Origin of the sequence: Microvirga arabica (assembly GCF_016811235.1) — a bacterium.
Classification (GTDB): Bacteria; Pseudomonadota; Alphaproteobacteria; order Rhizobiales; family Beijerinckiaceae; genus Microvirga; species Microvirga arabica.
This window is the reverse complement of sequence record NZ_JAFBID010000004.1, coordinates 33059-45337: the sequence shown is the minus strand read 5'-3', so window position 1 is coordinate 45337 and position 12279 is coordinate 33059. Positions and strand designations below refer to the sequence as shown.

Below are 12279 nucleotides of genomic sequence, written 5' to 3'. Positions count from 1 at the left end.
GCTCCCGGTTGGACGGGTCCGCCTCAATGAGCCACCAGCAGCGGGCTGTCCGCTGCGGCTAGCATGTCCCGCGTCGCACCCCCGAACACCTGCTCCCTGAGGCGGGTGTGGCCGTACCCTCCCATGACGATGAGATCCGCGGACACGCTGCGCGCCTCGTCGAGGATGACGTCGGCGACGCGGCGGTCCTGGCTCTCGGCCGTGGCGACCTCCGCGACCACGCCATGCCTTGCGAGGTGACCCTCCACCTCCGCCCAGGACTTGGTATCTGACGGGGGATCCACGACGAGCACGACGGTGCGCGCCGCCTGCTCGATGAAGGGCAAGCCTTCACGCAGGGCGCGGGCTGCCTCGCGGCTGCCGTTCCAGGCCACCAGCACGGTCTGGATCGGCCCCTGCCGGTGGCGGCCGGGCGGCACGAGCAGGAGCGCATGTCCGCTGCCGAAGAGCACCGCCTCGACCAGGTCCGACCAGTCGGGTGTCTCGGTCCCGCCATTGGGCCGGGTGGCGATGAAGAGATCGGCGCACCTGGCCTGCTCCACCACCTTCGCCGACAGGGCGCCGTAGGTCTCGTCGAGCCGGCGCATCTCGCTCGGCACTTGCAGGCTGGCCAGCCGCTCGGTGAGGCGCTTGGCGGTGGCATCACCGTCCGTCAGGGCTTGGTCCTGTAGCTCGGTCAGGACCTGGATCGCGGCCGCGCCCCCATCCATAGGCATGGCGATGGTGAGGTCGGGCAGCAGGTTGGTGAAGATGCCGATCAGATGGGCCCGTCCGGATGACGCGAGGGCCTGCCCGTGTTCCAGCCGGATCTCGTCCTCGGGACTTCCATCGAGATGCACCATGATGTCCTTGATCATCGCTCTCTCCCTCCGTGGGCCCGGACACAGCCGTTGTGCCGAAGCAACCATCGATCATCATGTGGTCGAATTCGGGGTGAATGCTTTGATCTGACGCAATTCGCCCGAGAACGTTCGGATTCATTGTCGAGCGATCCACCGACCTCGGTACGCGGGGTCAAGTCCGGAGGCTGCAATGCCGTCCCATACGACTGGCGCTCTCACGGGCGGTCGCTCGCCGAAGGCCCAAGCCGTCCCGCTTCCCGAGCAAAGGCCGGATCGGCTTCCTGCGCGAGCGGTGCCTTCGCCGTCCCTTCGGTCGCAAGCGTCCGACGATGCCGAACTCCATCGGGTCCGGGACGCCCTCGACCATGCCGCCCATGCGGGTCTGGCGCGTCTCACGGGTGGCCTGTCACCGGCCGCCGTCTTCGATGCCTACATGGACTGGGCCGTCAATCTCGCCATCTCGCCGGGCAAGCAGGTTGAGCTCGCCACCAAGGCGGCCCGAAAATGGGCGCGGCTGGCGCAGTTCGCCTCGCGCTGCGCCAGTGGCGGAGGCACATGCGAGCCGTGCATCGAACCGCTGCCCCAGGACAGACGCTTCGCCGAGGCCGAGTGGCAGCAATGGCCCTTCAACCTCATTCAGCAGGGCTTCCTGCTCCAGCAGCAATGGTGGGACAACGCGACGACAGGGATCGACGGCGTCACCAGGCAGCATCAGGCCGTGGTCGAGTTCATCTCGCGCCAGATCCTCGACATGGCATCCCCGTCGAACTTCCTCCTGACCAACCCGGTCGTGCAGCGGCGCATCCTGGAAACGGGCGGCCAGAACCTCGTGCAGGGCTTCCGCAACTTCCTGGACGACTGGGAGCGCATTGTCCGCTCGAAGCCTCCCGCAGGCGTGGAGACCTTCCTGGTGGGCCGGGACGTGGCGGTTACGCCGGGCAAGGTGATCTACCGCAACCGTCTGATCGAGCTGATCCAGTATGCGCCAACGACGGAGAAGGTCCGGCCGGAGCCCATCCTGATCGTGCCCGCCTGGATCATGAAGTACTACATCCTCGACCTGTCTCGGGAGAACTCGCTCGTCCGCTACCTCACGGACCAAGGCTTCACGGTGTTCATCATCTCCTGGAAGAACCCGACAGCGGAGGATCGGGATCTCGGCATGGACGATTACCGGACGCTTGGCGTGATGGCGGCGCTGGATGCCGTGAACGCGGTCGTTCCCGATCGGAAGGTTCATGCGGTCGGCTACTGCCTTGGCGGCACGCTCCTCTCCATCGCGGCGGCCGCGATGGCACGCGACGGGGACACGCGCCTGGCAACCCTCTCCCTGCTGGCGGCGCAGGCCGACTTTCGGGAGGCCGGAGAGCTCACCTTGTTCATCAACGAGAGTCAGGTCCACTTCCTGGAGGACCTGATGCGCAGCCAGGGCTATCTCGACACCCGGCAGATGGCCGGAGCCTTCCAGCTCCTGCGCTCGAACGACCTGATCTGGTCGAGGCTCGTCCGGCATTACCTGATGGGCGAGAGGACACCCCTGAACGATCTCATGGCCTGGAATGCCGATGCGACTCGCATGCCTTACCGCATGCATGCGGACTACCTGAGGCAGCTTTTCCTCAACAACGACCTCGCCGAAGGACGTTTCCAGGTCGAAGGCCGTTCCATTGCCATCAGTGACATCCGGGCACCGATCTTTTCCGTGGGCACGGAGCGCGATCACGTGGCGCCCTGGCGCTCGGCCTTCAAGATCCATCTGCTCGCCGATACCGACGTGACATTCCTTCTCACGACGGGCGGTCACAATGCCGGCATCGTGGCCGGACCGGACAATGCGAAGGGAAGTTTCCAGGTCCTGACAAAATCGGCCGCGGGCCACTTCCTGGACCCCGACACATGGACCGGGATCGCCCCCCGCTTCAGGGGCTCGTGGTGGCCGGAATGGGTGCGTTGGCTGGCCTCACGTTCCGGGGAGCTTGCCGATCCACCTGCGTTGGGCGCACCTGCACACGGCTACCCTGCCCTGTGCGATGCACCCGGCACCTACGTGATGCAGGCCTGATCGGACCCGTGAACTCTCCCCATACCTATGGGGTGATCGCCACCTTCAGCACGCCGTCACGCTGGTGGCCGAACAGGTCGTAAGCCTCCTCGATGCGATCGAGCTTGAAGCGATGTGTCACCAACGGCTGTGTGTCGACACGGCCCGATGCGATGGCTTCCATGAGCCGACGCATGCGCTCCTTGCCGCCCGGGCAGAGCGTCGTCCGGATGGTGTGGTCGCCCAATCCCGCCAGGAAGCCGTCGAGCGGGATCCTGAGATCGCCCGAATAGACGCCGAGCGACGACAGCGTGCCGCCGGGACGCAGCACCCGCAGCGCCGCCTCGAAGGTCTCCTGCCGCCCGAGCGCCTCGATGGAGACGTCGACGCCGCGTCCGTCGGTGAGGCGCATGATCTCCTCGACGGGGTCGGCCCTCGTGAAGTCGACCACGTGATCCGCGCCCATCCGGCGCGCCATCTCCATGCGCGCGGGCACGCTCTCGACCGCGATGATCGTGGTCGCGCCCATCAGGCGGGCGCCGGCCGTGGCGCACAGGCCGATCGGGCCTTGTGCGAAGACCGCCACCGTGTCGCCGATGCGGATGCGCCCGCTTTCCGCGCCGGAGAAGCCCGTCGACATGATGTCCGGACACATCAGCACCTGCTCGTCCGTGAGTCCGTCCGGCACCGGGGCGAGGTTCGCCAGGGCATCGGGAACGCGCACGAATTCGGCCTGGCAGCCGTCGATGGTGTTGCCGAAGCGCCAGCCGCCCAGCGGCTTCCATCCATGCTTCGTGCCGGCTCCGTCCTGCGAGTGGCAGCCACACAGGCAGGCTGCGCTGTGCCCGCTCGGGGTGATCGCCCCGGCGATGACCCGCTGGCCCTCGTGGTAGCCTTGCACGGCCGAGCCGAGCTTCTCGATCACGCCGACAGGCTCGTGGCCGATGGTCAGGCCACGGGCGACGGGATACTCGCCCTTGAGGATGTGGACATCCGTTCCGCAGATCGTCGTGGTGGTGATGCGCACGAGCGCGTCGAGCGGTCCGATATCCGGGATCGGCTTCTCATCCAGGACGATGCGACCCGGCTCCACGAAGATGGCGGCTTTCATCCTGGGCATGGCAGTCCTCCGGCTGGTTCATGCGGGGCGTCGTAGCCCCGAGGGTGCGCGATGTGGATCATGGCGCGGCTCCCGGGGACCGACATTGACGCGGATCAAGTCAGATCCGGGAGCCTCGCGTCTTCGTGGCGTAGGACTGCCATCGCGGTAACAGGCACGCGCCGACGGTTCGCGCGGGCCGGCTTCAGCCGGATTTCGTGTCGTCGGATTGGCCCGACCTGTCGGTGGCCTGCTGTCCAGGTCCATTCGTGCCGCCTTGGCCGGACGTGCCCCGTCCCTGGACCTGGATGCGCCGGGAGCGCTCCTGCCGTCCGGCCTTCGGCACGGTCACGGTCAGGACGCCATTATCGAAGCTGGCTCGGATCTGCTCGGAGTCGACGGCGTAGGGCAGCCGCAACGAACGCTGGAAGGTGCCGTAGGAGCGCTCGACGAAGTGGAAGTTTTCCTTCTCGTTCGTACGTTCGAACTTCTTCTCACCCCGGACGGTCAGCACGTCGTCATCTAGGCTCACGTCGATGTCCTGCTCGGTGACACCGGGCAATTCGGCCGTGATCCGGAGTTCCGTGTCCGTCTCGGACACGTTCATGCTGGCATGCACGAAGTTGCCGACATCACCCTGCCCCTGAGTGCCAGTGGCAGCGGGCAAGCCGATGCCGCGGAAGGCATCATCGAAGAGGCGGTTCATCTCGCGATGAAGCGACAGGAAGGGATCACCTGGAAACATCCCGCCACCGGGGCGGAAGGGGAGCATGGGATTGCGGGCCATTGTGCATTCCTCCTCATCAACCTGTGATGCCGGGCGGGTAAAGTTCCGCTCCGGAAGGGCAACACAACTCGGACTGAATGTTCGGATCGTTCGCTTCCGCCATGGGTAAGCTGTCGCGAAAGCGCCCGATCCGCAGCACCGATGATAGTCCTCCAGCGGCCATCTTGGAATCGACATTCCGCGTACGTAATTCGGCGAAGGTCTGCTTGGGGTCACGGACAGCCCTTCGGCTTGGCCTTGTGAAGGTCCGCTTTTCGCTCTTGACCTGCCCTCCCCTCTCCGACTGTCGTGAATGTCCAGCGAGCAGTTCTCGGTCCCTTACCTCACCCTCACCATCACAGCAGAAGCCGCATCGATCTCAGCGAGGCTTCTTTCATTCAAATTCTCCAAACCTCACATCCTCCGAAAGCTACGCTTCGTCCCGATAGCTAAGCTATTGATATAGCTAGGTGGGTTTGCAACAGAGAAAGCTAAGTAGGGATTAGCTACGGCGTGGCCTTAGGGGCGCGCTATTTTCTCGGACGGCATCGTAAGCGGCTTCTTTTGGGATCTGATCGCGGAGGCTTGTATCGGCCTCTTCTTATCAGCCGAGCCGCTAATGCCCTTGTTTTCAAAGCATTTTCTCAGGCTGGAGGGAAGCCCTCCCCTTGTCCGCTGGTTAACAGAATGGCTTGAAAGACGTCTTCAAACGATCCTTTTCTCGTGATCGCAGAATGTGTACAAGAGGCCGAAATCGCTCAGAAATCAACCCATGGCTCTCTCCCCTACTCGCCAGCGCCTGATTGGCTACGCCCGCGTCTCAACCGAGGAGCAAGCAACCGACGCTCAGCTCGACGAGCTCAAGGCTGCCGGCTGCGCGGTCATCCATCAGGAGCACGGATCCGGCGCCTCCCGAACTCGGCCAGTTCTCTCCCGGCTCATCCGAGAGATCTCGAAGGGCGAAGTCCTCGTGGTCGTTCGGCTCGATCGTTTGGCTCGGTCGGTCAGCCATTTGCTCGAAGTGATCGAGACGCTTGAGGAGAAAGGTGCCCACTTCAAATCCCTCAGAGATCCGATCGACACGTCGACCCCGCAAGGCGTGTTCTCTCTGCAGGTTCTGGGCGCCGTTGCTCAGCTGGAGCGATCGCTCATCTCGGAGCGCACGAAGTCTGGCATGAAGGCGGCGGTGGCTAAGGGTAAGAGGCCAGGGAACCCCGGGTTGCGTGAGGGACGGCCGGAGGCAATCCGCAAGACCGCCCTCGCCCGTGACCGCGTCTATCTGGGCGACCTTTTGACGGCAGCCAATTCCTTCCTTCCCGTTGTCCGTCAGATGCGGCCGGACCATAGCTGGCGAGATGTCGTGCAGGTGCTGAATGCACGAGGCCAGCGGTGGACGGATCAAAGCCTTCGGAGGGCAGTCAAGCGGTTGGTCGCCGAGCGGATGGCTGAGCCGGAGTTGTTACGGAAAGCCGGAAGACGGCCGCCGGACGACCGCATCATGACCCTGATTGCCGGCATTGCGATCTCTAATCCGACCCTCACCCTGCGTGAGATCGGCGCTCAGCTCGAGGGGATGCGGGAGCGGACGCCACGAGGTGGGAGAGAATGGAAGGCCAGTTCGGTCAAATTCCAGCTCGACCGGGCCCGCAAAATGGGCCTCGCAGTCCCTGACATCTAGTGATAGCGCTGCTGTCACCAGATTTTGCGCTCGAAGTGCGACACTTGGATAGCTTGTGCCACCCTTGATCGATCATGATGACCTGCCAGCAGGTAGTGGACAGGTCGCCGGTAGGTCAAATTGACCTACAAGCCTCGGATTCCATAGCCGCGACGGCGCTTCCGCTGGAGCCGGCTCTCCAGAGCTTCGAGCGCCCTGCCCTGATGTTCGTAGATTTCAACACGTTGGTGGCGAGGCTTCCCAATATCGCCCTGCCCGCCGACCCACGCTGCTCAAGGATGCTGCCTCCTCCCATTGGCTCACCACGTCTCGCCCGGGTCCTCAAACTCCATCAGCTCGCCGCCAATCCGAACGAGGGCATCATCAAGAGGCGACTTGCCTCTGCCGGCGCCTTTTGGCCGGAGCCCCCTCCCCTGCCCTCGGGCGAGCCTGCGCTTCACGAGCCGCGTAGCCTCTACCGCGAGATAGGCCAGTTCCTGATCCGGCATGCTATCCAGGAGTTCGTTGATCTCGGGCCTTGTTGCCTTCGCGCCGAGCGTGCCCAACGACACTGGCTCCGGCGCCCGGGTCTCCTCACGCACCGGCCTCGGCGGGGAGGTCCGGCGGACCGGTTTGGCAGGTGGCGGAGGTGCCCCGAACAGGTCCCCTTGTCGCTCATCGCGAACCGGGTTTCGCGCCATGCCACCTCCAGCCTGTTTTCCTCTCGTTAACCATACTGGCCGCCACGCCTTCGTCCTTCAACCAAACGGTGACGGTATTGGTGGCTGCGCGAGAGAATGGCCCCTCCCCCTACAAAGGGCTGCTCTGTTCAGCGGAAGGCGCCGGTCGGTCAGCTTCATGATGATCCGACCCATTATCCACCATGGTATCGGGTGTCATCTCGGCCCCATGAGCAGGCAGTCGCATGAGAAGGCGGCACAGGCGCGCCAGTGTCGAGCGCAGATCATGGCGGTGGACCACCATGTCGACCATGCCGTGTTCCTTCAGGAATTCGGCCCTCTGGAACCCGTCGGGCAAGTGCTCGCGGATCGTCTGCTCGATCACCCGTGGCCCGGCGAAACCGATCAGGGCTCCCGGCTCGGCCATGTGGACATCGCCCAGCATGGCATAAGACGCCGTCACCCCGCCCGTGGTCGGATTGGTGAGAACGACGATATAGGGTAGCTTCCTCTCGCGTAGCCGCTGGATCAGAACCGTGGTGCGGGCCATCTGCATGAGGGACAGGATGCCCTCCTGCATCCGGGCCCCACCTGACGCGGTGAACGCCACATATGGAGTGGTCCGCTCGATCGCCGTTTCGGCGCCCCTGATGAACGCCTCCCCTGCCGCCACCCCGAGCGAGCCGCCGATGAAATCTGGGTCGTGGGCTGCCACGGTCAGCGGCAGGCCTTCGACCGTTCCTGTGCCGACTTTGATCGCGTCCACCAACCCGGTTTTCGTCCGGGCCTCTTTTAGGCGGTCGGTGTAGCGCTTGGTGTCTCGGAATTTCAGCGGATCGGGTTCTCCGTCCGAGACTGGCACGTCCGTCCACTGGCCTTCGTCGAAGGTCAGCGTCAGGCGCTGGGTCGCTGACAGGCGCATGTGGTGGCCGGAGCTGGGGATCACCCACTGGTTGGCCTCAACATCCTTCTGGAACACTACTTGCCCGGAATCCGGGCACTTGATCCAAAGATTCTCGGGTGCATCCCGCTTGAACAGAGTTTTGATCTTTGGTGCGACATCGGTAATCCAGCTCACGCGGCGTTCCTTCCCTATCTGCCGGCGCGGCACAGACCACGGGAATGCAGCAGGAGTGCGACGCCGAACTGGTCGGCCCCTCTCTGCTGCTCAGTCACAGTTCACAAGTCAGAGGGGTTCGGCCATAGCTCGGCCAGGGCAGATCCGAAGATGGCACTGCATGATCAGGGGACAAAGAGCGTTGGTGTGTCCGGCAATACAGCTCACTCGGGCAAGAGAACTCGACGCCTTGGCGGCCGTTCTTCCGATTGCGGCGGCTGATCGTTATGCTGCGGTGCTGACCGACGCCGATGTCGCCACCCTGAAGCATCTTGCCGGTACTGGGATGGGCGCCAACACGCTGCGCGCCCCCGCCTCTGATCTCCCAATCTCGAGGCTTTGTGCAGCGCCGCAACCGGAAGCCCATTCCCATGCCCGGCCGATCCCGAGCTCGTCCTGAAGTTCGTTGCCACGATATGTGGGCCCCAGATCAGAGCGCCATCAATGCGGCTCATGGCGTGCCCGACGACTTTACCGAAGACCACTGGGATTGGAAGATCCTCATGGTCAAAGGGCCCCATGCTCCCAAGACGGTCTCCCTGCGGCACTCCAACTGGGCGACCCTGCACCAGTGGAAAGGCGTTGAACCGCCGTTCGAGCATCCTGGCATCAGGAAGGCTCGCTACTTGGCTATGAAGACTTCAGCTTGAGAGCCTCAGAGCAAGAGCCGCAAGCTCGTCACCCGCGATATCCTCGTCCGACTCGTGGCTACCTGCAGCGGTTCCAAAGCTATTGACCTCCGCGATCGGGCCATCCTCCTGATCGCGGCCGGCGGGCGGCGGAGCGAGGTAGCGACCGTGAGGCACTCCCAGATCAGCGTGGCCGATCCCATCAAGCTGCGGCCAGCGGACCCCGTATCGCCAACAGTCCGCCGTGTTCGCATTGCACTCGGCCGGCCGAAAGCCACCACGGCAGGGCAGGGTGCCTTAGTGTTTGCTGCGGGCCCTGCGGCTGTTGCCTTTCACGAATGGATGCAGGCCGCCAACATCACCTCCGGGCCGATCTTCAAGGAGGTTCGAAAGGATGGCTCCATCGGAGCCAACTCACTGACTCCGCAGTCGGTCAACCTCATTCTCAATTAACGCCGCCGGATGGTGGGGGTGGGCCCGGCGGATCTCAGCGCCCACGGACTGCGATCAGGCTTCATAACGCAAGCAGGACGCGACGGATCCCGTTGGTGGACGTGATGCGTCAATCCGCTCATGAGTCCGTCCAGCAGGCGGGCGGCTACTACGACGAGCAAGAACATGCACGGAGCCTGTCGGTCAGGAACGGCACCTAGAGCATCCCAAAACCTTTCCAGTGCGTTCACAGCTGTGAACTTCAGCGATGTCTATCTACCAAGGGACGGATCAATGACAGGTCTAGTTCACAGCTGTGAACTAGCGGTTCAACGCTTCGGCTGGTTATTGATTTTAGGGGTCTGCCGTCGCCATCATCCTCCGTGTTCACAGCTGTGAACTGCCAATCCGAAAAGAGAAAGGGGAGGGGGCGATGTAGCTGCTGACTATGGGATCTATTCAAGTTCACAGCTGTGAACACTCACCCTGCACGTTCTCGAACTGCGCGAGAATAAGAGCCTTCCTTAACCAATTGTAAAGAATTTTAGCCGCTTAGTTACGGAAAGCAGCCCTTTGGCTCGCTGTTAACCGTATCTAGGAGGGCGCAGTGGCCTTAGCACAGATGAAATCTGAAGCACCGCAGTGGGTGGATGAGGAAACCATCCGTTCACACGCGCTGTCTCTCTCGAAGAAGCTTCACGACCAGCGTCTTAAGATGCATCCGCCGTTAGCTCAAAAGACCCTTCGAAAATTCTCTTCCGGAGAGGTCGCGAAGCTAATCGGCGTTGCCGATGGGTACCTGCGGCAGCTATCCCTTGAAGGTAAAGGTCCTGAAGCAGAGACCCTTCCGAATGGACGGCGGCAATATTCACTTGAGGACGTTCTCGCCCTCCGCTCCTACCTAGATGAGACTGGCAAGTCCGGTAGGCAGTACGTCAAGCACAGGTCCGCGTCCGAGCATTTGCAGGTTATTTCCTGCGTCAACTTCAAAGGCGGGAGCGCAAAAACTACTACGGCAGCTCATCTTGCCCAATACCTAGCACTTAACGGATACCGGGTCCTGGCGGTGGATCTCGACCCACAAGCCAGCCTTACTGCACTTCATGGCCTGCAGCCCGAATTCGATGTCCACAGCGGTCAAACCATCTACGGTTCGATTAGGTACGACGATCAGGCTCGGCATCCACGTGAGATCATCAGGCAGACGTACTTCCCAGGCTTGGATCTGATTCCAGCAAATCTTGAGCTCATGGAATTTGAGCACGATACTCCCAAAGCCCTCGTAAATCGTAGCCCGGAAGAATCGCTATTCTTCGAGCGAATTGGCATCACTCTGTCGGCAGTGGCAGATCAATATGATGTTGTTGTCATAGACTGTCCGCCTCAACTAGGGTTTCTAACACTTTCTGCTCTCAGTGCATCGACGTCTATGGTGATTACAGTTCACCCTCAGATGCTGGACGTGATGTCGATGAGCCAGTTTCTCAAAATGGCCTCGGATCTCCTTACGGTGGTCAGGAACGCTGGCGGGACCGTTCGTTACGATTGGATCCGCTATCTCGTTACCCGCTTCGAACCGGGGGATCTCCCGCAAAGTCACATGGTTGCCTTCATGCGGAAGATGTTTGGCGACTTCGTTCTTAAGAGCGCCATGCTCAAGAGCACTGCAATTTCAGATGCCGGTATCAACAAGCAAACGCTCTATGAGGTCTCGAAGGAACGTTACTCGAAGTCGACGTATGATAGGGCTATGGAGGCCCTCAACAGCGTCAACAGCGAAATCGAAGATCTGATTAAGAAAGCTTGGGGGAGAATGTAATGGCGAAGCGAAACTATGCCGCGATCCTCGGCGAGGATGATGTCGGGGTCAACCCTCAAGTCGAGCAGCAGGCAGCCCAGTCTGATGTCGTGCCGATCCGAGCAGAGTCCGCTGAAACGGCTCCTGTAAAGCCTGGTGCTAGCTGGTCATCGGTCCTCGCGCGGGGGAGCAATGCTGTAGGTGCTGTCGGAAGCGCCTTGGAAAATATGCGCGGACAATCCAGCGCAGAAATTGCCGCTCTCAAGAGCCAGCTTGAAGCCGGCGAGACCATCGTTGAGATCGAGGCAGACAAGATCCTCGCATCATTTGTCTCAGATCGCTTTGAAGATTCATCACAGCCCCCCACCGAGTTGATCGAACAGATAAAAGACCGAGGCCAGTTGGTTCCGATTCTGGTGCGTCCTCATCCTGAAAGGGAGGGGCATTATCAGATTGCCTACGGGCATCGAAGAGTTGCTGCCGCTCGCAAACTCGGCATCAAAGTTCGTGCGATTGTTCGAAATTTATCGAACGAAGAATTGGTCATCGCACAAGGCCAAGAAAACAACGCTCGCCTGGACCTGAGCTACATCGAGAAAGCCCTTTTCGCCGTGAAGCTGGAGGAAGCCGGATTCAATAGGCAGGTGATTGGATCATCACTAGCAGTCTCTAAAACCGAACTGTCCGGGATGATCTCTGTCGCGACCAAAATCCCTCGCGAGATTATCCTAGCTGTTGGAGCTGCTCCTGGCATTGGCCGCCCGCGGTGGCATGAACTGACCGAGATTTTCAAACTGCAGAAATGCTTCGATAAAGCCTCCGAGATCGTCGCGAAGCCCGAATTCGCTCAAAAGTCATCGGACGAGCGGTTCCTGGCATTGTTGGCGAAACTTTCCCGAAAGGAGAAAGTCGAAGTCTCTCAACAGCAGATCTTCTGGAATGATCCAAAAGGCAGAAGACTAGCCCGCATTACGGATACCGATGCTCGATATACGTTGCAAATTGATAAGACTGTTGATCGCCAATTTGGAGCCTTCCTATTCTCAAAGCTTGAAGAGCTTTATCGAGACTATGAGGCATCCCTGAACGCGAAATAGTCAGCACAATGGCGGAGGATGCCTCCGCCTTCACCTCTTCTATCAATTGGGATCACGAGGAGCAAAAAGGCTTATCCCGCGTTTCTCTCTGCGAGGATCTGCAGGGGATATGTACACAGAC

12 protein-coding genes are annotated in these 12279 nt (G+C 61.3%); 7 read left to right on the top strand and 5 right to left on the bottom strand.

What is annotated here, in order from left to right:
* Positions 1–23 precede the first annotated feature (23 nt).
* Positions 24–857 carry a universal stress protein gene (locus JQC81_RS03300; RefSeq protein WP_203270292.1) on the bottom strand — a complete coding sequence of 278 codons (834 nt, stop codon included), beginning with the start codon at positions 855–857 and terminating at the stop codon, positions 24–26.
* A 175-nt stretch (positions 858–1032) separates the two neighbouring features.
* On the opposite strand from JQC81_RS03300, the gene JQC81_RS03295 reads away from it, so the two are divergent.
* Positions 1033–2904: a PHA/PHB synthase family protein gene (locus JQC81_RS03295; protein ID WP_203270291.1), complete on the top strand. Its 1872-nt coding sequence runs from the start codon at positions 1033–1035 to the stop codon at positions 2902–2904.
* A gap of 25 nt (positions 2905–2929) precedes the next feature.
* Here JQC81_RS03295 and JQC81_RS03290 read toward each other — a convergent pair whose 3' ends face one another.
* Together JQC81_RS03290 and JQC81_RS03285 are read right to left on the bottom strand one after the other, a co-directional pair.
* A complete protein-coding gene (locus JQC81_RS03290) occupies positions 2930–4003 on the bottom strand; it encodes an NAD(P)-dependent alcohol dehydrogenase (protein ID WP_203270290.1) in 1074 nt (357 codons plus the stop codon).
* Positions 4004–4187: 184 nt separating this feature from the next.
* Positions 4188–4769: an Hsp20/alpha crystallin family protein gene (locus tag JQC81_RS03285; protein WP_203270289.1), complete on the bottom strand. Its 582-nt coding sequence runs from the start codon at positions 4767–4769 to the stop codon at positions 4188–4190.
* A gap of 751 nt (positions 4770–5520) precedes the next feature.
* On the opposite strand from JQC81_RS03285, the gene JQC81_RS03280 reads away from it, so the two are divergent.
* Positions 5521–6426, top strand: coding sequence for a recombinase family protein (locus JQC81_RS03280; RefSeq protein ID WP_203270288.1), 906 nt, complete (start codon positions 5521–5523; stop codon positions 6424–6426).
* A gap of 299 nt (positions 6427–6725) precedes the next feature.
* Here JQC81_RS03280 and JQC81_RS03275 read toward each other — a convergent pair whose 3' ends face one another.
* Positions 6726–7106 carry a hypothetical protein gene (locus JQC81_RS03275; RefSeq protein ID WP_203270287.1) on the bottom strand — a complete coding sequence of 127 codons (381 nt, stop codon included), beginning with the start codon at positions 7104–7106 and terminating at the stop codon, positions 6726–6728.
* Positions 7107–7215: 109 nt separating this feature from the next.
* Positions 7216–8163 carry an acetyl-CoA carboxylase, carboxyltransferase subunit beta gene (accD, locus tag JQC81_RS03270; protein ID WP_203270286.1) on the bottom strand — a complete coding sequence of 316 codons (948 nt, stop codon included), beginning with the start codon at positions 8161–8163 and terminating at the stop codon, positions 7216–7218.
* Between the two features lie 229 nt (positions 8164–8392).
* On the opposite strand from accD, the gene JQC81_RS03265 reads away from it, so the two are divergent.
* The 5 genes from JQC81_RS03265 to repB all read left to right on the top strand — a co-directional run bounded on the left by JQC81_RS03265 (position 8393) and on the right by repB (position 12158).
* Entirely contained in the window at positions 8393–8602 is a 210-nt protein-coding gene (locus tag JQC81_RS03265; protein ID WP_203270285.1) for a hypothetical protein, read from the top strand.
* 16 nt (positions 8603–8618) lie between these two features.
* Complete coding sequence (locus tag JQC81_RS03260; RefSeq protein ID WP_203270284.1) at positions 8619–8852, top strand: hypothetical protein; 234 nt, start codon at positions 8619–8621, stop codon at positions 8850–8852.
* A gap of 147 nt (positions 8853–8999) precedes the next feature.
* Entirely contained in the window at positions 9000–9284 is a 285-nt protein-coding gene (locus JQC81_RS03255; RefSeq protein WP_203270283.1) for a site-specific integrase, read from the top strand.
* 601 nt (positions 9285–9885) lie between these two features.
* Positions 9886–11082: a plasmid partitioning protein RepA gene (gene repA, locus JQC81_RS03250; RefSeq protein WP_203270391.1), complete on the top strand. Its 1197-nt coding sequence runs from the start codon at positions 9886–9888 to the stop codon at positions 11080–11082.
* Positions 11082–12158, top strand: a complete 1077-nt coding sequence (gene repB / locus JQC81_RS03245; protein WP_203270282.1) for a plasmid partitioning protein RepB — start codon at positions 11082–11084, stop codon at positions 12156–12158. The genes repA and repB overlap by 1 nt, the downstream gene beginning before the upstream one ends.
* Positions 12159–12279 lie beyond the last annotated feature (121 nt).

What these genes read in the sequence shown, in the direction of transcription:
- repA (WP_203270391.1), top strand. Translation starts at nt 9,886, where the DNA reads ATGAAATCTGAAGCACCGCAGTGGGTGGATGAGGAAACCATCCGTTCA.
- JQC81_RS03300 (WP_203270292.1), bottom strand. Translation starts at nt 857, where the DNA reads ATGATCAAGGACATCATGGTGCATCTCGATGGAAGTCCCGAGGACGAG.
- JQC81_RS03275 (WP_203270287.1), bottom strand. Translation starts at nt 7,106, where the DNA reads ATGGCGCGAAACCCGGTTCGCGATGAGCGACAAGGGGACCTGTTCGGG.
- JQC81_RS03260 (WP_203270284.1), top strand. Translation starts at nt 8,619, where the DNA reads ATGTGGGCCCCAGATCAGAGCGCCATCAATGCGGCTCATGGCGTGCCC.
- repB (WP_203270282.1), top strand. Translation starts at nt 11,082, where the DNA reads ATGGCGAAGCGAAACTATGCCGCGATCCTCGGCGAGGATGATGTCGGG.
- JQC81_RS03280 (WP_203270288.1), top strand. Translation starts at nt 5,521, where the DNA reads ATGGCTCTCTCCCCTACTCGCCAGCGCCTGATTGGCTACGCCCGCGTC.
- JQC81_RS03295 (WP_203270291.1), top strand. Translation starts at nt 1,033, where the DNA reads ATGCCGTCCCATACGACTGGCGCTCTCACGGGCGGTCGCTCGCCGAAG.
- JQC81_RS03285 (WP_203270289.1), bottom strand. Translation starts at nt 4,769, where the DNA reads ATGGCCCGCAATCCCATGCTCCCCTTCCGCCCCGGTGGCGGGATGTTT.
- JQC81_RS03290 (WP_203270290.1), bottom strand. Translation starts at nt 4,003, where the DNA reads ATGCCCAGGATGAAAGCCGCCATCTTCGTGGAGCCGGGTCGCATCGTC.